Genomic DNA, 20,195 nt, shown 5'->3' on the forward strand with positions numbered 1-20,195 from the left:
CCCTGGGGCTTGTCCGCCGCGGCCTGTTCGGTTCGGGCTTGCTGTTCGCTCATGATGCGAGGTTGGCCTGGATGATGCGTTCCACCTGCGCCTGGGCGCCCTGGACGCTGTTTTCATAGATGCTGGTCTTCAGGCCGTGCTCGGGTTCGGCAGGCGCCTGTTCAGGCGTGCTGTCCAGGTCCACGGTCACATGCATGGACAGGCCGATGCGCAAGGGGTGGGCGCGCAGGTCCTCGGGGTTCAGGCGGATGCGCACAGGCAGGCGCTGCACCACCTTGATCCAGTTGCCGCTGGCGTTCTGCGCGGGCAGCAGCGCGAAGGCGCCGCCGGTGCCGGCCGACAGGCCCACGATCTCGCCGCGGTATTGTGCGGACTTGCCGTAGAAATCGGCCATCAGCGTGACTTTCTGGCCGGGCTGCATGTCCTGCAACTGGTTTTCCTTGAAGTTGGCCTCCACCCAAAGCTGGTCCAAAGGCACGATGCTCATCAGCGGCGCGCCGGCGGCGATGTGCTGGCCGACCTGCACGGAGCGCCGGGCCACCATGCCGTCCACCGGCGAGACCAGTGCGGCGCGCTCCCGGGCCAGCCAGGCCTGGCGATAATGCTCGGCGGCCTGCTGCACGTCCGGGTGATGGGCGACGTCGGTGCCCTCTGTCAAGGCCTTGTTGGTCTCCAGGCGCGCGCGGGCTGATTCCACGCCGGCCTGGGCCTGCGCCAGGGCGCTTTGCGCGGCCTGCACGGCGGTCTGGGCGTGGCGCAGCTCTTCGCCGCTGACCCCGCCTATCTTGCCCAGCGCCTGGCGGCGCTGCAGGTCGGTGCGGGCCTTGTCCAGGTTCACCTTGGCCTGCTGCACGTCGGCCTGGCGCGCGGCGATGTCGGCTTTCAAAGCTTCGTTCTGGGCGAACAGGCTGCGCGTCTTGCGCACGCTCTGCGCCAGGGACGCCTCGGCCTGGGCCAGGGCGATGTCCACGTCGGCGCGGTCCAGGCTCAGCAGGGGCTGGCCGGCGCGGACCATCTGGGTGTCGTCGACGGCGATGTCCACGACCGTGCCGGGAATCTGGGCGGACACCTGGACCATATTGCCGTGGACGTAGGCGTCATCGGTGGTTTCGGTCCGGCCCGAGAGCATCATCCAGACGCCGTACAGCACGGCGATCAGGATGATCAGCACGGTGAAGCCGACCAGCAGGCGTTTGCGGGGTGAGGAAGCGTGAGTTTGTGCAGACATGATGATTAAGGCTGGTTGCGTTCGTTATGGTTTGGAGGCGGTCCGGGGTTCCTGGTAGCCGCCGCCCAGGGCCGTGGCCAGTTCGGCGTCCAGATTGAAGGCTTGCACGCGCAGGTCGGTGTCGAGCAGGGCCTGGCGCAGCACGTCGTTCTGGGCCAGAAGCACTTGCAGATACGTGCCCAGGCCGGACTTGTAGCGCTGCTGCGCGATGTCATAGGCGTGCTGGATGGCGGCGTAGGCCTTGGCCTGTTCCTGGCGTGTCTCGCGCAGGGACTGGATGCGGGCCAGGGAGTCGGCCACTTCGCGCAGGCTGTCCAGAAGGGTCTGGTTGTACTGCGCCACGGCCATGTCCTCTTCGGCCCGGCGCGAAGCCAGTTGGGCGTTCAAGGCGCCGCCATGGAAGATGGGCAGGCTGATCGCCGGGCCCACCCCGTAGATCTGGCTGGAATCGCGCACCAGCTTGTCCAGTCCCAACGACATGAAGCCGGCGAAGGCGTTCAGGTTGATGTTGGGGTAGAAGTCGGCGCGGGCCGCCTTGACCGTGTGCCTGCTGGCCTCGACCGCCAGGCGGGCGGCGCGGATGTCGGGACGCCGGCCCAGCAGCTCCAGCGGCAGCGCGGCCGGCAGCAGGGTGTCGGGCTGGGGCAGGGAAACCAGCGCGACCGGCGCGGCCTGTTCGGGAGACTGGCCGCACAGGCTGGCGAGCTGGTTGCTCAGCAAGGCGGCATTGCCCTGGGCCTGGCGTTGCTGTACGCGGGCCGAGGCCAGGGCCGACTCGGCCTGGCTGACCTCCACTTCCGTGTCCAGGCCGGCCTGACGGCGCTGCCGCGTGATCTCCAGCACGGATTGGAACTGCTTGCTGAGCTTGTCCAGCGTCTGTTCCTGGGCCAGGGCGTTCTGCAGATGGAAATAGGTCTGCACGATGGCGCTGACCAGGGCGTTGCGCGCGGCGGCGTAGTCGGCCTGCGCGGCTTGTTCGCGCGACAGCGCGGCGCTTGCCAGCGAACGCTGCTTGCCCCACAGGTCCAGGTCAAAGCCCAGCTTCAGCTGCAGGCTGTTGTCGGTCAGCATGGAGCCGGCGTAGGGCGCCGGGTAGATGTAGTTTTCCGAGAAGCGCTGGCGCGTCAGGCTGTAGCCGGCGTCCAGCGTGGGCCATTGTACGGCGCGCGCGCCCTTGAGGGCCGCTTCGGCCTGGCGGATGCGGGCCTGGGCCAATTGCAGGCTGGGATGGTTCTGCAGGGCCCGCTCGAGCAGCGTGTCCAGTTGCGGGTCTTGATAGCGCGTCCACCATTTTTCCTGCGGCCACTGGACCTGGCTGTCCTGCAGCGCCAGGGAGGGTCCGTCCAGGGCGGCGACGGGAGGCGCCTGGGTATCAAGGGCGGCGCATCCGGACAGAAGGGCAAACAGCAGTAAAGGTGTGAGGCGCTTCATGCTTACATTCAGCTTAAAAAGGCTGCCTAGGTTGCTTCTGCCTAAGCAGTGATTGGTTGAAAAAAATCAGTCGGGCTCGGCCTTGCCTTCGGTCGCTTTGCGGCCGTTGTCGATGACCCGGTGCAGCAGGGAGAACAGCGTATTGATCTCGGTGGCGGAAAAGCCCTCCAGGTGCTCGTTCATGGACTGGGCGATTTCAGGCAATATCTTGCCGGATACTTCGTGACCTTCCGGTGTCAGCTCCAGCAGGACCAGGCGGCGGTCTTCGTCGCAGCGCTGACGCAGCAGAAACCCTTTGGCTTCCAGCCGGTCCAGGGTGCGTGTCATGGCGCCGGTGTCGATGTTCATCAGGCGTGCGATCTCGGCCGGCGTACGGGCGTTGTGATAGCGCAACATGATGAGCGGACGCCATTGCATGGCCGTCAGACCCAGCGGCGCCACGCGTTGATTGATGGCCAGATGCAGCGACGCCGACACGTTCTTGATCAGCAGACCAAGATTGGTGGGAGCGTTAAGGACATCGGTACCTTGACGATAGTAAGGTTGGGCCGTCTCAGGCATGGGCAGCAGCGTTGGGCAAGAGTAGAATCATTCCACCGAATATTTTAAATCTTTTTTTATTGCCTAGGCAATAACTGATGTGTGAGGCAATTCGCCATCGGGGGCCGGGCGAAGCGACGATATCGACATGCAAGCAAGTCAGCGCCCAGGCGCGCAGCGTAGTTCCTTTCTGATTGGTCTGACGCTGGCGGGATTCGGCTCCATCCTGTTTTCAGCCAAGGCGGTGGTGGCCAAGCTTACCTATCAATACGATGTCACGGCGCTGACCGTCATCGGCTTTCGCATGCTGCTGTCGCTGCCGTTTTTCCTGGCCATCGCCCTGTGGCAGGTGCGCAAGGTGCGCCGCGGCGAATTGCCGGCGCTGACCGGGCGCCAGAAGCTGGAACTGGTCGGCCTGGGCTTCATAGGCTATTACCTGGCCAGCCTGCTGGATTTCATCGGCCTGGAATATATCTCGGCCGGGCTGGAGCGCCTGATCCTGTTCCTGTCGCCCACCTTCGTGCTGCTGTTCTCGGCCATTTTCCTGAAGCGCGTCATCCTGCCCAAGCAATGGCTGGCTCTGGCCTTGTCGTACCTGGGCGTCAGCCTGGTGTTCGTGCAGGACCTGAGCCTGTCGGGCGAAAACGTGCTGCTGGGTTCCTTGTGCGTGCTGGGTTCGGCCATTTCCTATGCGGCCTATCTGATCGGGTCGGGAGAGCTGCTCAAGTCCATCGGTTCCACGCGCCTGGTGGCCTATGCCATGTCCTATTCGGCCGTCTACACGCTGCTGCATTTCTTCGGCGCATTCGGCTGGCAGGGCCTGGTGCAGCCGGCGGGCGTCTATGGCCTGTCGCTGATCCACGCCATCTTCAATACCGTGCTGCCCACTTTCATGACCATGTGGGCCGTGGAGCGCGTGGGCGCGCCCATGAGCGCCCAGATGGGCCTGGTCGGGCCGGTATCCGTGCTGTTCCTGGCCAACTGGTTCCTGGACGAGCCCATAACCGGCATGCAGCTGCTGGGCACGGTCTTCGTGCTGGGCGGAGCCATGGTGCTGAGCCGCCGCAAGTCCTGAGAATGAGTCCAAGCGAGAAGCAGCCAGCAGTGACTGCTTCTCGTCTGGCGAATCCGGGGCGTACGCCTATTTTCCGTTTGCCAGCCGCTCCTCGATCTCGTCGCGGTGCACGTCGTAGGTGGCGAAGCCGGACAGATTGTCAGGCATGCTCAACCTGTCCTTGTGCTTGAGCGTCTGGCGTATGTCTTCCAGGCCGCTGCGCCAGTGCTCCTTCATGGTCACGCGCCCGAACTGGTAGTCCTTGTAGTGCTGCTCGTAGGGCTGGTTGCGGTAGATCAGGTGGATGACGTTGTAGCGCTTGTTGTTGGCCATTTCCTCGGCCAGCCGGCAGGGCAGGAATTCCTTGCGCTGTTCTTCGGGTATGGTTTCCAGCAGGCGCGTCATCACATGGCGCATGTACTGCGAGCGCCGCATTTCCTCCGTCACCATGCGGGTGCGGCTGGAATAGCGGATCTCGTTGATGCGGTCGCTGACCTCGCTCATATTGGTGGGCACGGGGCCGCGCGCGCTCCACAGGTCCACCTGGAAGACCAGGGTGTCGCGGCGCGGCGACTGGTCCAGCACGTACGACAGCGGTGTGTTGGACACCAGGCCGCCGTCCCAGTAGTACTGCCCGTCGATCTCCACCGGCGCGAAGGCCGGCGGCAGGGCGCCCGAGGCCATGAAGTGTTCGGCGCGCAAGGTCGTGCGGTGATTGTCGAAATACACGAAGTTGCCAGTGCCCACGTTGACCGCGCCGACCGAGATGCGCTGGCGCGCGTCATTGATGCGGTCGAAGTCGCACAGGCGCTCCAGCGTGCTCTTCAGGGCCGAGGTGTCGTAATAGCTGGCCGCCTCGGGCACGCCCGGAGTGGTCTGCGGCGGGGGCGGAAAGCGTGGACGGAAGAAGCCGTTCTGGCCCAGCAGGAGCGCGCTGCCGGCATGGAAGGCGCTGACGGCCTCGCGCATGACATCGTTGATGCCGAACAGTGTCTTTTCCATGCAGCCCGGCGCCGGCAGCCCGTAGTAGGGCTGGCAGATGGTGTCCCAGAATTCGCGCAGGCGCTCGATTCGTGTTTCGGGCGGATTGCCCGCGATGATGGCGGTGTTCAGCGCGCCGATCGAGATTCCGGACAGGCAGTCCGGCTCGATGCCGGCCTCCTGCAATCCCTGGTAGACGCCGGCCTGGTAGGCGCCCAGGGCGCCGCCGCCCTGCAGCACCAGGGCCACGGTCTCATACGGCGGCAGGTAGTCGGGCCGTGCGAAAGGGGGCGCGGGCTGTTCCAGCAGGTCGGGCTTGGTCTCGGCATTCATGGCGGGGCTCTGTCTGAAAAGAAGGACGTGTGCGCTGCAACAAGCATAGCATTGCCGCGGCGCGCGTCCGAGGATGGAATGCAAAGCAGAGTGAAGCGGTTCGGGGCCCGTCGGCGCTTTGGGAGGACGTCGCCGTTGAATGGCGCCCGCGGGTCCTAGGCCGGGGCCTGCAGGTGTTGCGCAAAAGCGGCAAGCACGGCGCTGCGGTAGCGTTCCTTGTGCAGGACCAGGGACAGGCGGCGTTTCAGGTCCAGGAAGGGAGTGTGCAGGATGCGCAGACGCCCATTGGCCACCGCGTCAACCGTGGCCGCCTGCGGCAGGCAGGCCAGGCCCAGCCCGGCGATCACGGCCTGCTTGATGGCCTCGACCTGCCCCAGTTCCATCAGGACGTGGCCCGCGGGCAGGACATTGAGCGCCTGCTCGGTCAGCGCGCGCGAAGCCGAGCCGCGTTCACGCATGATCCAGCTGGCGCCGGCGAAGTCCGCATGCTCCAGTTCGGGTATGGCGGCCAGCGGATGATCCGGGGCCGAGCACACCACCAGGGCGTCGTCGCGCCAGTGCCAGGTCTCCAGCTGCGGATGATTCACCGGGCCTTCCACGCAGGCGATGTCGCAACTGTACTCCAGCAGGCGGTTGACGATTTCGGCCGTGTTTTCCACCGTCACGTGCAGGGACACGCGCGGGTGCCTGCGCGCGAAGCCGCCCACCAGGTCGCCGATCAGGTAGTTGCCCACGGTGTTGCTGGCGCCGATGCGGATTCCGCCGCGCAATTCGCTTTCATCCTGCAGGCTCTGCATCTCTCGCAGGCGTTCCAGTATCTCTCGTGCCTGGGGCAGCAATTGCTGGCCGCGGCTGGTCAGCTGCATGCGGCCGGGCGCGCGCTCGAACAGGGAGCAGTCCAGATGCTTTTCCAGCTCGGCCAGGGCCATGCTGGCGGCCGGCTGCGACAAGTGGATGCTCTGGGCGCAAGCGCGCACCGTGCCCAGCGCGGCGATGCCTACGAACACTTCGAGCTGTCTGATGCTGATGGCGTTCATAATCAAAAAAATTGATACTTACGATAAGTAATAATGAATTTTTTTATATGGCTGGTCAACCTAAAATTACTTTCAATTATTAGAAAATGAGGTTTTCTACTATGGCCAGCACCACAGATTCATTGTTGAGCCGCGCCGGCGCGGCTGCACGGGTCCGGACGGACCAGCCCCTGAAGCCGTCGCGCTGGTGGGGTTTCCTGCTGTCCCTGGCCGTGGGCGTGGTCGCCCTGGGTCTGGGCGAGTACTGGCCCTTGATCGGCGGGCCGGTATTTGCCATCGTTCTGGGCATGGTGGTGCGCAACCTGATCGGCGTGGCGCCGGTGTTCCGTCCCGGCCTGCAATTTTCCTCCAAGATCCTGCTGCAATGGTCCATCATAGGCCTGGGCTTCGGCCTGAGCCTGCCGCAGGTGATGCGCACCGGCCTGGATTCGCTGGCGGTCACCTTGGTGACCCTGTCGGTGGCCTTCGTGGCCGCCTATGTCCTGGGCCGCCTGCTGGGCATACCGTCCAAGCTGCGCACCCTGATCGGCGTGGGCACGGCCATCTGCGGGGGGTCGGCCATTGCGGCCGTCACGCCCATCATCCGCCCCGAAGAGCACGAGACCGCGCTGGCGATCTCCACCATCTTCATTTTCAACATCCTGGCGGTGCTGATCTTTCCAGTGGCCGGCCACATGATGAACATGTCCGACGCCGGGTTCGGCGTCTGGGCGGGCACGGCCATCAATGACACCTCGTCCGTGGTGGCGGCCGGCTACAGCTACAGCAGTCAGGCCGGCGACCACGCCACCATCGTGAAGCTGACGCGCGCCACCTTGATCATCCCCATCTGCCTGGTCCTGACCGGCCTGGAGATCTGGCGTTCGCGCCAGGACGGCCGGGATTTCGATCTGATGCGCGTGTTTCCCTGGTTCATCCTGTGGTTCATCGTGGCCTCCACGCTGCGCTCGCTGGGCCTGGTGCCCGTCCAATGGCTGGAGCCCCTGCGCTGGTCGGCCCAGTTCCTGATGGTGCTGGCACTGGCGGCCATCGGCCTGTCGTCCGACCTGAAAATCATGGCGCGGGCCGGTCTGCGTCCCGCCCTGCTGGGCCTGGGCGTGTGGGCGGCCGTGGCGCTCAGCAGCCTGGCGGTGCAAGGCTGGATCGGAGTCTGGTAAGTTCCTGTGCACGTTCATGGCCGGGGCTGCGGAGCGCGCCGCCCCGGCCGACGAATCAGAAGAACCAGGAGCCGGGGCTGTGGCGCAAGGCCACGCCGACGATGTAGACGAAGATGGCCACCGCCAGCACGGCCGCCCAGGCGCGGCTTTGCGCGGTCTTGCCGCGCTTGATGGCGTAGCTGCCCACGACGATGTAGGCCACCAGCAGCACGATCTTGGTGATCAGCCAGGGCTGGCCGGCGGCGGCGCCCAGCATCCCGGCCAGGGCCAGGCCACAGACCAGCAGGACCGTGTCTATCACGTGGGGAGCGATGCGCACGAAACGGTTTTGCAAAAGGGCGGAGCCGCTGACCGACCAGAAGGCCCGGATGATGAAGAACAGAATGCTCAATCCTGCCGCGGTCATGTGCAGATGCTTGATGGCCATGTATGTCATGCCTTGGGTTTCCTCTGAACGATCATGTGAATGAAAGGGGGCGGTTGCAGTATACGCAAGCCCGTCCTGTAACAGGCTTGTTCCAGCTCAGAGTCGGCGACATGGCCGCAGGTTCCCCGGCGCGGGATCAGAGCAGGTTCAGCGGCAGTTTCAGATAAGCTTGGCCGTTGTCTTCGGGTTCCGGAAAGTGTCCGGCGCGTATGTTGATCTGAACGGAGGGCAGGATCAGGCGCGGCATGGCCAGGGTCTTGTCGCGCGCTTCGCGCAGTTCCCGGAACTGGTCTTCGGTGACGCCGTCGCGCACGTGGATGTTGCCGGCTTTCTGTTCGGCTACCGTGCAGCTGCAGCGCGGCTCGCGCCCCTCGGGCGGGTAGTCGTGGCACATGAACAGCACCGTTTGCGCTGGCAGGGCCAGCAGACGTTGGATGGACCGGTACAGGTGGACGGCGCTGCCGCCTGGGAAATCGCAGCGCGCCGTGCCCACGTCGGGCTGGAACAGGGTGTCGCCCACGAACACGCCCAGCCCCTGGACGTGATAGGCCATGTCGGCCGGGGTATGGCCGGGAACGTGCAGGGCCTGCACGGGCAGCGCGCCGATGTGGAAATGCTGCTGGTCCTCGAACAGGGCGTCGAAAGGCGTGCCGTCGGCCTTGATCTGCGCTTCTATATTGAAAATGCGGCCGAACGTCGCTTGCACCTGGCGTATGTGCCTGCCGATGGCAATCTTCCCGCCCAGTCGCTCCTGCAGCCAGACGGCGGCGGACAGGTGGTCCGCATGCGCGTGAGTCTCCAGTATCCATTGCACCTGCAGTCCGCGCCCGCGCACGAAATCCACGATTTCCTGGGCCGAATCGCTGCGGGTGCGGCCGGCCGCGGCATCGTAGTCCAGGACGGAGTCGATGATGGCGCATTCCTTCTGGCCATCGGCATGGACCACGTAGGAGAAGGTGGAGGTGTCCGGATCGAAGAAGTGGGCGACCTGAGCTTGGGGCATGGCGGTCCTCTTACGGTATTTAAAAATATAATATATAATAATATATATTGTTTTCTGGCTGATTGATATGAGTCAACCCGATCTGCAGGCCTTGCGCCTGGTGGCCGATCAGGCCAGCAATCTGTTGCGCAAGCTGGCCAACCCCGATCGTCTTCTCATTCTATGCGCCTTGGTGCAGGGGGAGTGCAATGTGGGCGAACTGGCGCAACGCAGCGGCATCGGCCAGCCCACCTTGTCGCAGCAATTGACGGTATTGCGCCGTGAAGGGCTGATCGCCAGCCGCAAGGACGGCAAATTCGTATATTACCGGCTGGAGCATCCGGATGTGCTGGCGGTGATGCGTACCTTGTACGGGATTTTCTGCGCGTAGGCCTTGAACCGGTTCTCAGGAGAGCAAAACATGATTCACATCGACTGGGCGTCATTCACGCCCTGGAGCGCCCTGCTGGGAGGCGCTCTGGTGGGGGGCGCGGCCGCCGTCCTGGTGCTGCTCAATGGCCGGGTGTTCGGCATCTCGGGCCTGGTCTCGGGCACCTGGACCGCAGCGCGCGGGGATCGCGGCTGGCGCTGGATGGCCTTGCTGGGCCTGGCGGCAGCGCCCTGGGCGTATCGCCTGGCGGGCCAGGCCGTGCCGGTTCCCGGCGGGCAGCCCTGGCTGCTGGTGGTGCTGGCCGGCTTGCTGGTGGGGTTCGGGACGCGACTGGGGTCGGGGTGCACCAGCGGACACGGGGTCTGCGGTTTGTCGCGCCTGTCGCCCCGCTCGCTGGTGGCCACGCTGGCATTCATGGCCAGCGGTTTTCTGACGGTGTTCGTTGTTCGCCATCTTCTTTAAGGAACGGGATGTGACTTACATCATTGCCTTGCTCAGCGGCCTGGTCTTTGGCCTTGGGCTGCTGCTGTCCGGCCTGGCCGATCCGGCCAAGGTGCTGGGGTTTCTGGACCTGGCCGGCGCCTGGGACCCGTCTTTGGCGCTGGTGATGGCGGCGGCCATTGCGGTGGCCATTGTCCCGTTCACGCTGGCGCGGCGCCGCACGCGTACATATTTCACGAACCAGCCCATGCAGTTGCCCGCCAGCCGGCGCATCGACAGGCCGCTGGTGCTGGGCGCGCTGGTCTTCGGCGTGGGCTGGGGGCTGGCGGGTTTTTGCCCCGGTCCGGCCGTGGTGCTGGCGGCTTCGGGTGCGCCCTTGGCTGTGCTGTTCCTTGCGGCCATGCTGGTCGGCATGTGGCTGGCGGGGCGGCTGCACGGCTGAGCATGCGCCTTTGCGCCTCGCTGAGCCGCTACCTGTGACGCGGCCCGGCCCATGCGGCCGGGCCGGCGCCCTCTGGTGTCGGGACAGCCTCAGCCCAGGTGGGTGCTGGGGCCCGGCACGCGGTCCGGTTCCATGTCCACCAGGCCCTGCAGGATGCCGCAGTGCTCCAGTCCGCCGGCCTGGCCGCAGCGGTGGCGCAGTTCCTTCAATTGCTCCTGCAGGTGTTCCAGTTCGCGGATGCGCACGGCCACGTGTTCGATATGTTCGTCGAGCAGGCTGTTCACGGGCTCGCAGTCCTGGGCCGGGCCGTCCATATGGGCCAGCAGGGCGCGGATTTCTTCATGCGTCATGTCCAGGCTGCGGCAGTTGCGGATGAAGCGCAGCCGTTCCAGGTGCATGGCGCGGTACTGCCGGTAGTTGCCTTCGCTGCGCTCGGGCTCGGGCAGCAGGCCGACTTTTTCGTAATAACGGATGGTTTCGGTGTTGCAGTGGCTTTTTTGCGCCAATTCGCCGATTTTCATGACAAGGCTCCTGAAGGCTTGACCTTGTAGTTACTTTAGGCTTTCTACTGCAGGTATGCAAGAAAGCGAGGAGCTGCAATGACTTCTTTCGACAAGACCGGAACAATCCCTCCCACGGGCAGCGAAGCGCGGGGCGACCATGCGCACGATCATTCCCATGATCACTCGCATGACCATTCCCACGACCATGGGCATGACCACGGCCATGATCATGGACGCGCCCAGGCGCGCGCCGCCGCCGCGGCCTGCTGCGCCACGCCGGCGTCCGCGCCGGCCGTCGCCCTGGCGGCCAGCACCGGCACCCGCCTGGTGGTGCACATCGCCGACATGGATTGCCCGGCCGAGGAAAATATGATCCGTTCGGGCCTGAAGCGCGTGCCGCAGGTGCGCGAGCTGGGCTTTGACCTGATGCAGCGCGTCCTGACGGTGGAGCATGCCGAGGGAGCGCGCGACATAGTGCTGCAGGCCCTGCGCGGCCTGGGCTTTCAGCCCCGCATGGCGGACGAGGTCCCCACGGCGGCCGCTCCCGCACGCCAGGGCCTGGTGCGCATCGTCGCCGCCGTGGCGCTGGCGTTGGGCGCGGAGATCAGCCACTGGCTGGCCGCGCCCGAATGGCTGGTCATCGTCCTGTCGCTGGGGGCCATTCTGTCCGGCGGCGTGCAGGTCTACAAAAAGGGCTGGATCGCGTTGCGCAACGGCCAGTTGAACATCAATGCGCTCATGAGCATTGCCGTCACCGGCGCGGTGCTGCTGGCCCAATGGCCGGAAGCCGCGATGGTGATGTCCTTGTTCAGCCTGGCCGAATGGATCGAGGCCCGTTCCCTGGACCGCGCCCGCAATGCCGTGGACAGCCTGCTCAAGCTGGTGCCCGACGATGTGCTGGCCAGCGCCGACGGGCGTGGCTGGAGACGCCTGCCGGCCAGCCAGGTGCAGGCGGGCTGGTCCGTGCGCGTGGCGCCGGGCGAGCGCTTCGGCCTGGACGGGCAGGTGGTGGAGGGACTCAGCGCCGTCAACCAGGCGCCCATCACCGGCGAGAGCGCGCCCGTGGACAAGGGGCCGGGCGACGAAGTCTTTGCAGGCACCATCAATGGCATGGGCGAACTGGTGTACCGGGTGTCGGCCGCGCACGATGATACCTTGCTGGCGCGCATCACCCGCTCAGTTCAGGAAGCCCAGGCCAACAAGGCGCCCATCCAGCGCTTCGTGGACCAGTTTTCCCGTGTCTATACGCCGCTGGTGGTCATGGCCGCCGTGCTCATGGCCGTGGCCCTGCCCCTGGTGTGGGGGGTGAGCTGGCTGGACGCGGTGTATCGCGCCCTGGTGCTGCTGGTGATCGCCTGCCCATGCGCGCTGGTGATCTCCACGCCGGTCGCCGTGGTCAGCGCGCTGGCGAGCACGGCGCGGGCCGGCATCCTGGTGAAGGGCGGCGTCTATCTGGAGCGCGCCCGCCAACTGCGTTACCTGGCCGTGGACAAGACCGGCACCCTGACGCTCGGACAGCCGGCGCTCGATGTCTATGGCAGCCTGCGCGAAGGAGTGACGGACGAGCAGGTCCTGGACCTGGCGGTGGCGCTGGCCGAGCGTTCCGACCATCCGGCTTCGCAAGCCATCGCCCGGGGCCGGCATGCGTCCGGTCTGGCGGGACTGGAGCAGTTCGAAGCCGTCGCCGGACATGGCGTGCAGGCCCGCGGCCTGAACGGCGCGTTGCGGCTGGGCAAGCGCAGCTGGGTTCTGGAGGGCGCGGATCGGGCCTTCCTCAGCCAGGCTGAGCAGCAAGCCCTGGAGAGCGGCGCCAGCATGGTGTATCTGGGCGACGACAAGGGACTGCTGGCCTGGTTCGCCGTCCTGGACACGCTGCGCCCCACCACGGCCCAGGCCATTGCGGCCCTGCAGCGGCAAGGCGTGCAGGTGGAGATTCTGTCGGGCGACCACGAGCAGGCCGTGCGCCACGTGGCTGCTCAGGCCGGCATCGCGGATTACCGGGCCGGGCTGCTGCCGCAGGACAAGCTGGAACGCATCGAGCAGCGCCTGGGCCAGGGCCTGGTGGCCATGGTGGGCGATGGCATCAACGATGCGCCCGCCCTGGCTCGCGCCGACGTGGGCATTGCCATGGGCGCGCTGGGCTCGGACATCGCCATCGAGACAGCCGATGTGGCGCTGATGGACGACGACCTGGGCAAGATCGCCTTGCTGATGCGGCAGTCCCAGGCCCTGCACCGCGTGCTGTGGCAGAACATCAGCCTGGCCCTGGGCATCAAGGCCGTGTTCCTGGTGATGGCCTTGAGCGGCCAGGCCACCATGTGGATGGCCGTGTTCGCCGACGTGGGCGCCAGCCTGCTGGTGGTGCTCAACAGCCTGCGACTGTTGCGCGCGCGACACTGAGCATACTTCCGTCCGACTTCCCCCGCCTGGCGACAGGCGGTTTTTTTTTTGGAGGTCGGCCCCGCTTCTGTATGGGCAGGAATGTGAATAGTATTATCATGTAATGATAACTACCGGGACCGGCCAAGGTGGCGCGGGGCCTGTCCGGCGCCTGTTGGAGTACGCAGGCTGGCCGGGTGTCGCAAGGACGGACGATGATTGCACTGCTGGAAGCGGGCCGAGCCGGCCTATTGAACCGCCGTCATTGGTTGAACAATGTACTGGCGGGCTTGATCGTGGGCGTGGTGGCGCTGCCCCTGGCCATGGCGTTCGCGATCGCCTCGGGCGTCAAGCCGGAGCAGGGCCTGTACACGGCCATCGTGGCTGGCCTGGCGGTGTCCGTTCTGGGCGGCAGCCGCGTCCAGATCGCCGGCCCCACGGGCGCCTTCATCGTCATCCTGTCAGGGGTGGTGGCTCAGCACGGCGTGGCGGGGCTGCAGATCGCCACCCTGATGGCGGGCGTCATTCTCCTGCTGCTGGGCCTGCTGCGGCTGGGAGCGGTGATACGTTTCATTCCCGACCCGGTCATCGTGGGCTTCACGGCCGGCATAGGCGTGATCATCTGGGTGGGGCAGTGGCGCGACTTCTTCGGCCTGCCGGTCGTCCAGGGCCAGTATTTCCACGAAAAACTCTGGTTCCTGCTGCAGAACCTGTCCGCTCTGGACCCGGCCACCACCGGGCTGGGAATCCTGTCCCTGATCATCCTGCTGGTTCTGCCCCGGGTGCGCGGCCTCTCGCGCATTCCAGCCCCCTTGGCGGCGCTGGTGCTGGTGACGCTGGTGCAGGCCGTGTTCCGCTTCGAGTCGGTGGCCACCATCGGGTCCAGCTTCGGCGCCTTGCCGACCGGCCTGCCGTCGTTCCAGTGGCCGCAGATCACGCTGACGCGCGTGGTGGAGCTGATCGGGCCGGCCTTTGCCATCGCCATGCTGGGTGCGATCGAATCCTTGCTGTCGGCCGTCGTGGCCGATTCCATGACCGGCGCCAGGCACGATTCCAACCAGGAGCTGGTGGGCCAGGGCGTGGCCAATATGCTGGCGCCCCTGTTCGGCGGCATCGCCGCAACCGGGGCCATCGCCCGCACCGCGACCAATATCCGCAATGGCGGCAACAGCCCGCTGGCGGGCATCGTGCATGCCGCTTTCCTGGTGCTGGTCCTTCTGCTGCTGGCCCCGTTGGCGGCCTACATTCCCTTGGCGGTGCTGGCCGCGATCCTGTTCGTCGTGGCCTGGAACATGAGCCAGGCGGGGCTGGTGCTGCGCTTGCAGCGCCGGCTGCCGGCTGCCGATCTGCTCATCCTGTGGGTGACCTTCGCCCTGACGGTGTTCGCCGACCTGGTGGTGGCCGTCAACATCGGGGTGGTGCTGGCCATGCTGTATGTACTCAAGCGCACCTCGGACGGCGTGCGGGTCCGCTTGCTGGAGGGCAGGGAGCTGCAGCGCGTGCTGGACGTGGAACCCGGCGCGAGCGCGCGCGAGGACATACGCGTGCTGGTGCTGGAGGGGCCGTATTTTTTCGCCAGCGTGGACGCGGTGAACCGCGCCTTGCAGGAAGTGCCGGAGGCGGTCAGGGTGATCGTGCTGCGCCTGAACTATGTGCCCTTCATGGACGCCACCGCCTTGCAGGCGCTGGAGACGGCCCTGGATGATCTGGCGCGCCGCGGCGTGCAGGTGGCGCTGTCCGAGGCCAATGAACGCGTGTCGCGCAAGGTGCGCCGCATGGGCCTGTTGGCCCGCGTGCATGGCCGGCGCATCTACGACACGGCGACCGAGGCCTGGCTGAGCGCGGCAGGCGGCCTGGACCGGCCAGGGCCTGCCAACGCTATTTAAAAGGCTCGCATCGACGGGGTTCTAGGCCGGCGGGTCCACGCGGGGATTACGGGCGGCGCCGGGGTAGTCCACATCGTGGCGGGCCAGGTAATCGCGTATCAGCTGGCGCACGACCTGCGACGGCGTCAGGTCCTGCTGCTGGCACAGGGCCTCGAATGCCTTCTTCTTGGCCGGGTCTATCAGCACCGTCAGCCTTGCAGTCTTGTTTTCCATGGCGGGTCAGCGGCTCAGCGTGAATTCGTCATTGCCCATGAAAGCGTAGCGCAGGGCGTCGATCAGGGCCAGGACGTAGGCCAGCGGGGCCCAGATGACGAACAGCACGACGAACAGCAGGCCCCAGCCTATCTGCCCGAGATAGAAGCGATGCGCGCCTATCCAGCCCAGGAAGATGGCCAGGACGATGGCGATCTTGCGGTGGCTGGTGGGGCGTTCCAGTTCTTCTTTCTTGGCGCTGGCGATCCACATCACCAGGGGAATGGTGATCAGCAGGGCCAGCAGCGCCTTGCCCCAATGCAGCGCCAGGTACTCGCGCGCCTGGAGCGCCAGGTCGGCGAAATCATCGATGATGAAGCCCAGGTAGGACAGCAGCTCGCGCAGCACGGCCTCGCCGAAGGTCAGGCCCAGCAGCACCAGCACGAAGATGGCGATGCCTAATATGATTCTTTGCAGCATGGTGTTCCCATCAAAAAGAGTCGATGTTCATTGCGTGCGCGCCTGGCGCACCGCCTGCTCCCAGCCGTGCATCAGGGTCTGGGCCTGGTCGCGCGACATGGCGGGCTCGAAGACCCGCTCGCTGCGCCAGAGCGCGGCGATTTCCTGAGGGTCTTTATACAGCCCGCAGCCCAGTCCCGCCAGATAGGCGGCGCCCAGCGCGGTGGTCTCGATGTTGTCGGGGCGCACGACGGGCAGTCCCAGCAGGTCGGCCTGGAACTGCATGAGCAGATTGTTGGCGCTGGCGCCGCCGTCCACGCGCAATTCGTGCAGAGGGCGTCCGCCGCTGGCCTGGACGTCACGGTTCATGGCCTGCAGCACGGCGGCGCTCTGGTAGGCGATGCTGTCCAGGGCGGCGCGCGCTATGTGCGCCATGGTGCTCGAGCGGGTCAGGCCGGTGATGACGCCGCGCGCCTGGGCGTCCCAGTAAGGCGCGCCCAGCCCGGTGAAGGCCGGCACCAGATGCACGCCCTGGGCGTCGGGGACGCTGCGCGCCAGCGCTTCCACCTGGGCGCTGTGCTCCAGTGCGCCCAGCCCGTCGCGCAGCCACTGGACCACGGCGCCGCCGATGAATACGCTGCCCTCCAGCGCGTAGGAGGGGTCGGGGCCGTGGCGGGCGGCGCAGGTGCCTATCAGGCCGTTGTGCGATTCGGGGGAGTGCGACCCGCAGTGCATCAGCAGGAAGCAGCCCGTGCCGTAGGTGTTCTTGGCCATGCCCGGCTTGAAGCATGCCTGGCCGAACAGCGCGCTTTGCTGATCGCCCGCCACGCCGCAGATGGGAATGGCGCGGCCCAGCAGCGCCGGGTCGCAGTCGCCGAATCGGCCGGCCGAGTCGCGCACCTGGGGCAGGATGGCGGCCGGGATGTCGAACAGCGCCAGCAGCTCCTCGTCCCATTGCGCTTGATGGATGTTGAAGAGCAGGGTGCGCGAGGCATTACTGATGTCGGTCGCATGGACGGCTCCGCCGGTCAGGTGCCAGATCAGCCAGCTGTCCACGGTGCCGAAGGCCAGCTCTCCGCGTTCGGCCCGTTCGCGGGCGCCGGGCACCGAATCCAGCAGCCAGCGCAGCTTGGTGGCGGAGAAATAGGCGTCGATGGGCAGGCCCGTCTTGCGGGTGATGAGCGCTTCGCGGCCCTGTTCGCGCAGCCGCGCACAGAGGTCCTCGGCGCGCCTGTCCTGCCAGACGATGGCGGGGTGCACGGCCTGCCCGGTGCGCCGGTCCCACAGCAGGGTGGTCTCGCGCTGGTTGGTGATGCCGAGGGCGGCGATGTCCTGTGCGGTCAGCCCCGCCTGCTCGATGGCTTGGCGCGCGGTGGCCAGCTGGGTGTCCAGGATTTCCTGCGGGTCATGCTCGACCCAGTCGTTGCGTGGATAGTACTGGCGGGTTTCCTGTTGAGCCTGGGCGAGGATGCGGCCGTCGGCCGCCACTACGAGGCTTCTGGAGCTGGAGGTGCCTTGATCGAGTGCAAGAATGAATGTCATGCGGGTCCGGCCGATGAAAGCAAAAACAGCCCACAGTGTACCGGCTGCAGGCCGGCTCTGCGCGCCCTGCGTGGTGCGGCGCCTGATTCTTGGGGTGGCAAGTTTCGCTGCAAGGTGTAGAGCAAGAGGTTAAAATAAGGGTAAATCCCGACTCGGCCCGCCCTGATCCGGGCTGCCGCCGGCTCCAGACTCGACGATAGCTCCCATGACCACTCGACACTCACCGTTGCTGACCGATAGGACGCAAATGCTGGGCGCTCTTGCGCGCACCACACAGGCCGACCTCGTTGTGGTGGGCGGCGGCGCGACCGGGCTGGGCATTGCCCTGGATGCGACGCTGCGCGGGCTCAAGGTGGTGGTGCTGGAAGCCTGGGACTTCGCCAAAGGCACCTCCTCGCGGGCCACCAAGCTGGTGCACGGCGGCGTGCGCTACCTGGCGCAAGGCAACGTCTCCCTGGTGCGCGAGGCCTTGCACGAACGCACCCATCTCCTGCACAACGCGCCGCATCTGGCCCAGCCCCTGCCGTTCGTGATGCCCAGCTACAAATGCTGGGAAACCCCTTTCTACGGGCTGGGACTGATGGCCTACGACGCGCTGGCGGGGCGCGAAGGCCTGGGCAGTACGCAGTTCCTGGGCGCCGCGCGCGTGCGGCAACTCTTGCCCGGCGCCCGCCGCAGCGGCCTGAAGGGCGGGGTCAAGTATTGGGACGGCCAGTTCGACGACGCCCGGCTGGCGCTGGCGCTGGCGCGTACGGCGGCGCTGCACGGCGCCTTGCTCGTCAACTACTGTCCGGTCACGGAAATCCAGCACCACGAAGGGCGGATAGCCGGCGTGCGGTGCCAGGACAGGGAAAGCGGGCAGACCTACCACGTGCAGACATCTTGCGTGGTGAACGCCACCGGCGTCTGGGTGGACCGACTGCGCGAACTGGACGGCCAGGAGGGCGGCCGCCAGGCGCGCCCCATGGTGGCGCCCAGCCAGGGCGTGCATCTGGTGGTGGATCAGGATTTCCTGCCCGGCGACCATGCCCTGCTCGTGCCGCGTACGCGCGATGGGCGCGTATTGTTCGCCGTGCCCTGGCTGGGCAAGCTCATCCTGGGCACGACCGATACGCCGCGCGAAGACGTGCCGCTGGAGCCCCGGCCTCTACGCCAGGAAATCGACTTCATCCTGTCGGAATCCGCTCATTATCTGCAGAAGGCGCCGCGCGAGCAGGACGTGCGCAGCGTCTGGGTCGGCTTGCGTCCGCTGGTCCGCCCGGTGGACGAGTCCGGGGACGGCAAGACCCAGTCCATCAGCCGTGAACATACCGTGCTGGTCAGCCCCAGCGGTCTGGTCACGGTCACCGGCGGCAAGTGGACCACTTATCGGGCCATGGCCCAGGACGTGCTCGAGCGTTGCGAACGGGCCGGACTGGTGGGCAAGCTGCCGGCCTGCAGCACGCAGGATCAGCGCCTGGTCGGCGCGTCGCACGCCGCGACGCGGCGTTCGCTGGGCAGCGCGCCGGGGCTGGACGCCTATGGCAGCGAATCGGACTGGGTCAAATCCCTGCCGGGTGCGGACATGGAGCTGGCACCGGGCCTGAACGAGGCCATGGTGCGTTTTGCCTGCCGCTATGAATACGCCCGCACCGTCGAGGACATGCTGGCGCGGCGCTCGCGCCTGCTGTTCCTGGACGCGCGGCTGGCGCAGCGCACGGCCCCGGCCGTGGCGCGGCTGATGCAGGAAGAAACCGGCCGCGATCCCGAGCTGGACGCCTTTCTGAAACTGGCGCAGACGTACGCCACCTTGCCGGCTGCGTGATCACGGGCCTGTGAACCGCTCACCGCAAAGTCAGGTACTGCCTGGTCCATGCGGCGCTGGAAACACTCCTGCCGTGCCGCCAGCACATCCCGGCCGCCAGGCAGCAGACCTTCTTCTGGGCTCTTATTCGAAAAATGTCCGGGCCGTCTCGAAGCGCTTGGCGAAATAGGGGTTGTCCATGGAATCGATGCGCACCCGCCCGCCGCTGGAGGGAGCGTTGATGAACTGCTTGTTTCCTATATAGATGCCCACGTGCGAATTGGGCCTGCCCAATGTATTGAAGAAGACCAGGTCGCCCGGCCGCAACTGCTTGCGGCTGATGCGGCGGCTGGCGCCTGCCTGCTCCGCGCTGCTGCGCGGAATGGGGGAGCTCGAGCGCTCCTGACTGAACACATAGTGCACCAGCCCGCTGCAGTCAAAGCCCGTGGAGGGTTCGCGTCCCCCGTAGCGGTACGGGGAGTCGAGCAGTGCCATGGCCGAGAGCACCACGGCGGAACGTCGCCCGTCTTCGACAGTAACACTGGATCGGGAGGCTGGGCCTGGCGGCGCGCCGGCGCAGGCAGCCAGGAGAGCCAGCAGCATCAAGGCGATCAGTCGTTGCGTAAAAGCAGCAAGGTTCATATGTGGTTACAAACTTGTGCGCCGGGAATGGAACTTCCCGCTTCTGCCTGCATTATGCCGATTTTTCGCTCTTCTTGGCAGCTTGAGTAAAAAAAGCCCATGGGGAGAAGGGCTTAGGCTTTCCGGTCGCTGCCGCGGAACACGTCCGGGCGCCCGGCGTCTTGATCCCGGTCACGTAACATCCAGTTTTATATCTACAACATTAAGTGAGCATCTGATAAGATTCAGTCTGCAATTGATACATTTAATGCATATTTTTCACTGTATTCATGTCGATGTCGTATTGTTTCTCGGCGTGAGTCGGTAAGAAATAGCGGTATGGCAGGATGCTCGTGCAAGGTTTCTCTAGAACACGATACGCATCT

The 20,195-nt window shown here is 65.8% G+C and carries 20 protein-coding genes; 8 read left to right on the forward strand and 12 right to left on the reverse strand.

Features of this window, described 5'->3' with window-relative positions; translation table 11 throughout:
- Window positions 1–49 precede the first annotated feature (49 nt).
- The 3 genes from ACF3ND_RS05755 to ACF3ND_RS05765 form a co-directional block, all read right to left on the reverse strand.
- Window positions 50–1,228: an HlyD family efflux transporter periplasmic adaptor subunit gene (locus ACF3ND_RS05755; RefSeq protein WP_394065095.1), complete on the reverse strand. Its 1,179-nt coding sequence runs from the start codon at window positions 1,226–1,228 to the stop codon at window positions 50–52.
- Between the two features lie 24 nt (window positions 1,229–1,252).
- Complete coding sequence (locus ACF3ND_RS05760) at window positions 1,253–2,659, reverse strand: efflux transporter outer membrane subunit (RefSeq protein ID WP_394065097.1); 1,407 nt, start codon at window positions 2,657–2,659, stop codon at window positions 1,253–1,255.
- Window positions 2,660–2,725: 66 nt separating this feature from the next.
- On the reverse strand, window positions 2,726–3,220 hold the full coding sequence (locus ACF3ND_RS05765) for a MarR family winged helix-turn-helix transcriptional regulator (RefSeq protein WP_394065099.1): 495 nt from the start codon (window positions 3,218–3,220) through the stop codon (window positions 2,726–2,728).
- A gap of 127 nt (window positions 3,221–3,347) precedes the next feature.
- Here ACF3ND_RS05765 and ACF3ND_RS05770 point away from each other — a divergent pair, with 127 nt between their 5' ends.
- Window positions 3,348–4,274 (forward strand): DMT family transporter, encoded by a 927-nt coding sequence (locus ACF3ND_RS05770; RefSeq protein WP_394065101.1) that lies wholly within the window; start codon window positions 3,348–3,350, stop codon window positions 4,272–4,274.
- Between the two features lie 66 nt (window positions 4,275–4,340).
- Here the strand turns inward: ACF3ND_RS05770 and ACF3ND_RS05775 are convergent, their stop codons facing one another.
- Both ACF3ND_RS05775 and ACF3ND_RS05780 read right to left on the reverse strand, forming a co-directional pair.
- Entirely contained in the window at window positions 4,341–5,567 is a 1,227-nt protein-coding gene (locus ACF3ND_RS05775; RefSeq protein WP_394065103.1) for a DUF3734 domain-containing protein, read from the reverse strand.
- 155 nt (window positions 5,568–5,722) lie between these two features.
- Entirely contained in the window at window positions 5,723–6,604 is an 882-nt protein-coding gene (locus ACF3ND_RS05780) for a LysR family transcriptional regulator (protein WP_394065105.1), read from the reverse strand.
- A 101-nt stretch (window positions 6,605–6,705) separates the two neighbouring features.
- On the opposite strand from ACF3ND_RS05780, the gene ACF3ND_RS05785 reads away from it, so the two are divergent.
- The gene (locus ACF3ND_RS05785; protein ID WP_394065107.1) at window positions 6,706–7,761 is read left to right on the forward strand and encodes a YeiH family protein; all 1,056 of its coding nucleotides are present in this window, start codon (window positions 6,706–6,708) and stop codon (window positions 7,759–7,761) included.
- Window positions 7,762–7,816: 55 nt separating this feature from the next.
- Here the strand turns inward: ACF3ND_RS05785 and ACF3ND_RS05790 are convergent, their stop codons facing one another.
- Window positions 7,817–8,197: a SirB2 family protein gene (locus tag ACF3ND_RS05790; RefSeq protein ID WP_394065109.1), complete on the reverse strand. Its 381-nt coding sequence runs from the start codon at window positions 8,195–8,197 to the stop codon at window positions 7,817–7,819.
- A 127-nt stretch (window positions 8,198–8,324) separates the two neighbouring features.
- Entirely contained in the window at window positions 8,325–9,191 is an 867-nt protein-coding gene (locus tag ACF3ND_RS05795; RefSeq protein ID WP_394065111.1) for an MBL fold metallo-hydrolase, read from the reverse strand.
- A 67-nt stretch (window positions 9,192–9,258) separates the two neighbouring features.
- Between ACF3ND_RS05795 and ACF3ND_RS05800 the strand changes: the two genes are divergently transcribed.
- Genes ACF3ND_RS05800 through ACF3ND_RS05810 form a run of 3 tightly spaced genes read left to right on the forward strand, consistent with a single transcriptional unit; the run spans window position 9,259 to window position 10,444 of the window.
- Window positions 9,259–9,561, forward strand: coding sequence for an ArsR/SmtB family transcription factor (locus tag ACF3ND_RS05800; RefSeq protein WP_394065113.1), 303 nt, complete (start codon window positions 9,259–9,261; stop codon window positions 9,559–9,561).
- A gap of 30 nt (window positions 9,562–9,591) precedes the next feature.
- A complete protein-coding gene (locus ACF3ND_RS05805; RefSeq protein WP_394065115.1) occupies window positions 9,592–10,023 on the forward strand; it encodes a YeeE/YedE family protein in 432 nt (143 codons plus the stop codon).
- Window positions 10,024–10,033: 10 nt separating this feature from the next.
- Window positions 10,034–10,444: a DUF6691 family protein gene (locus ACF3ND_RS05810; RefSeq protein ID WP_394065117.1), complete on the forward strand. Its 411-nt coding sequence runs from the start codon at window positions 10,034–10,036 to the stop codon at window positions 10,442–10,444.
- Window positions 10,445–10,533: 89 nt separating this feature from the next.
- Here the strand turns inward: ACF3ND_RS05810 and cadR are convergent, their stop codons facing one another.
- The gene (gene cadR, locus ACF3ND_RS05815; protein ID WP_394065119.1) at window positions 10,534–10,965 is read right to left on the reverse strand and encodes a Cd(II)/Pb(II)-responsive transcriptional regulator; all 432 of its coding nucleotides are present in this window, start codon (window positions 10,963–10,965) and stop codon (window positions 10,534–10,536) included.
- Window positions 10,966–11,043: 78 nt separating this feature from the next.
- On the opposite strand from cadR, the gene ACF3ND_RS05820 reads away from it, so the two are divergent.
- Window positions 11,044–13,347, forward strand: a complete 2,304-nt coding sequence (locus ACF3ND_RS05820; RefSeq protein WP_394065121.1) for a heavy metal translocating P-type ATPase — start codon at window positions 11,044–11,046, stop codon at window positions 13,345–13,347.
- A 194-nt stretch (window positions 13,348–13,541) separates the two neighbouring features.
- Window positions 13,542–15,212 (forward strand): SulP family inorganic anion transporter, encoded by a 1,671-nt coding sequence (locus ACF3ND_RS05825; protein WP_394065123.1) that lies wholly within the window; start codon window positions 13,542–13,544, stop codon window positions 15,210–15,212.
- Window positions 15,213–15,233: 21 nt separating this feature from the next.
- Here ACF3ND_RS05825 and ACF3ND_RS05830 read toward each other — a convergent pair whose 3' ends face one another.
- From ACF3ND_RS05830 to glpK, 3 genes are read right to left on the reverse strand one after another with little or no spacing between them, the layout of a single operon-like run.
- Entirely contained in the window at window positions 15,234–15,425 is a 192-nt protein-coding gene (locus tag ACF3ND_RS05830; RefSeq protein ID WP_394065125.1) for a CopG family transcriptional regulator, read from the reverse strand.
- Window positions 15,426–15,431: 6 nt separating this feature from the next.
- A complete protein-coding gene (locus ACF3ND_RS05835) occupies window positions 15,432–15,884 on the reverse strand; it encodes a TM2 domain-containing protein (RefSeq protein ID WP_394065127.1) in 453 nt (150 codons plus the stop codon).
- Window positions 15,885–15,911: 27 nt separating this feature from the next.
- A complete protein-coding gene (glpK, locus tag ACF3ND_RS05840) occupies window positions 15,912–17,405 on the reverse strand; it encodes a glycerol kinase GlpK (RefSeq protein ID WP_394065129.1) in 1,494 nt (497 codons plus the stop codon).
- A gap of 205 nt (window positions 17,406–17,610) precedes the next feature.
- On the opposite strand from glpK, the gene ACF3ND_RS05845 reads away from it, so the two are divergent.
- Window positions 17,611–19,209, forward strand: a complete 1,599-nt coding sequence (locus ACF3ND_RS05845) for an FAD-dependent oxidoreductase (RefSeq protein WP_394065131.1) — start codon at window positions 17,611–17,613, stop codon at window positions 19,207–19,209.
- A 123-nt stretch (window positions 19,210–19,332) separates the two neighbouring features.
- Here ACF3ND_RS05845 and ACF3ND_RS05850 read toward each other — a convergent pair whose 3' ends face one another.
- The gene (locus ACF3ND_RS05850) at window positions 19,333–19,830 is read right to left on the reverse strand and encodes a C40 family peptidase (protein ID WP_394065133.1); all 498 of its coding nucleotides are present in this window, start codon (window positions 19,828–19,830) and stop codon (window positions 19,333–19,335) included.
- Window positions 19,831–20,195: the final 365 nt, after the last annotated feature.

The sequence above is a fragment of the Alcaligenes sp. WGS1538 genome, assembly GCF_043187505.1.
Lineage (GTDB): Bacteria > Pseudomonadota > Gammaproteobacteria > Burkholderiales > Burkholderiaceae_B > Alcaligenes.

Excerpts from the sequence above, each read along its gene's own strand:
- ACF3ND_RS05765 (WP_394065099.1), bottom strand. The coding sequence starts at position 3,220 with ATGCCTGAGACGGCCCAACCTTACTATCGTCAAGGTACCGATGTCCTT.
- ACF3ND_RS05850 (WP_394065133.1), bottom strand. The coding sequence starts at position 19,830 with ATGAACCTTGCTGCTTTTACGCAACGACTGATCGCCTTGATGCTGCTG.
- ACF3ND_RS05795 (WP_394065111.1), bottom strand. The coding sequence starts at position 9,191 with ATGCCCCAAGCTCAGGTCGCCCACTTCTTCGATCCGGACACCTCCACC.
- ACF3ND_RS05800 (WP_394065113.1), top strand. The coding sequence starts at position 9,259 with ATGAGTCAACCCGATCTGCAGGCCTTGCGCCTGGTGGCCGATCAGGCC.
- ACF3ND_RS05830 (WP_394065125.1), bottom strand. The coding sequence starts at position 15,425 with ATGGAAAACAAGACTGCAAGGCTGACGGTGCTGATAGACCCGGCCAAG.
- ACF3ND_RS05845 (WP_394065131.1), top strand. The coding sequence starts at position 17,611 with ATGACCACTCGACACTCACCGTTGCTGACCGATAGGACGCAAATGCTG.
- ACF3ND_RS05760 (WP_394065097.1), bottom strand. The coding sequence starts at position 2,659 with ATGAAGCGCCTCACACCTTTACTGCTGTTTGCCCTTCTGTCCGGATGC.
- cadR (WP_394065119.1), bottom strand. The coding sequence starts at position 10,965 with ATGAAAATCGGCGAATTGGCGCAAAAAAGCCACTGCAACACCGAAACC.
- ACF3ND_RS05780 (WP_394065105.1), bottom strand. The coding sequence starts at position 6,604 with ATGAACGCCATCAGCATCAGACAGCTCGAAGTGTTCGTAGGCATCGCC.
- ACF3ND_RS05825 (WP_394065123.1), top strand. The coding sequence starts at position 13,542 with ATGATTGCACTGCTGGAAGCGGGCCGAGCCGGCCTATTGAACCGCCGT.
- ACF3ND_RS05835 (WP_394065127.1), bottom strand. The coding sequence starts at position 15,884 with ATGCTGCAAAGAATCATATTAGGCATCGCCATCTTCGTGCTGGTGCTG.
- ACF3ND_RS05755 (WP_394065095.1), bottom strand. The coding sequence starts at position 1,228 with ATGTCTGCACAAACTCACGCTTCCTCACCCCGCAAACGCCTGCTGGTC.
- ACF3ND_RS05770 (WP_394065101.1), top strand. The coding sequence starts at position 3,348 with ATGCAAGCAAGTCAGCGCCCAGGCGCGCAGCGTAGTTCCTTTCTGATT.
- glpK (WP_394065129.1), bottom strand. The coding sequence starts at position 17,405 with ATGACATTCATTCTTGCACTCGATCAAGGCACCTCCAGCTCCAGAAGC.
- ACF3ND_RS05785 (WP_394065107.1), top strand. The coding sequence starts at position 6,706 with ATGGCCAGCACCACAGATTCATTGTTGAGCCGCGCCGGCGCGGCTGCA.
- ACF3ND_RS05820 (WP_394065121.1), top strand. The coding sequence starts at position 11,044 with ATGACTTCTTTCGACAAGACCGGAACAATCCCTCCCACGGGCAGCGAA.
- ACF3ND_RS05805 (WP_394065115.1), top strand. The coding sequence starts at position 9,592 with ATGATTCACATCGACTGGGCGTCATTCACGCCCTGGAGCGCCCTGCTG.
- ACF3ND_RS05775 (WP_394065103.1), bottom strand. The coding sequence starts at position 5,567 with ATGAATGCCGAGACCAAGCCCGACCTGCTGGAACAGCCCGCGCCCCCT.
- ACF3ND_RS05790 (WP_394065109.1), bottom strand. The coding sequence starts at position 8,197 with ATGACATACATGGCCATCAAGCATCTGCACATGACCGCGGCAGGATTG.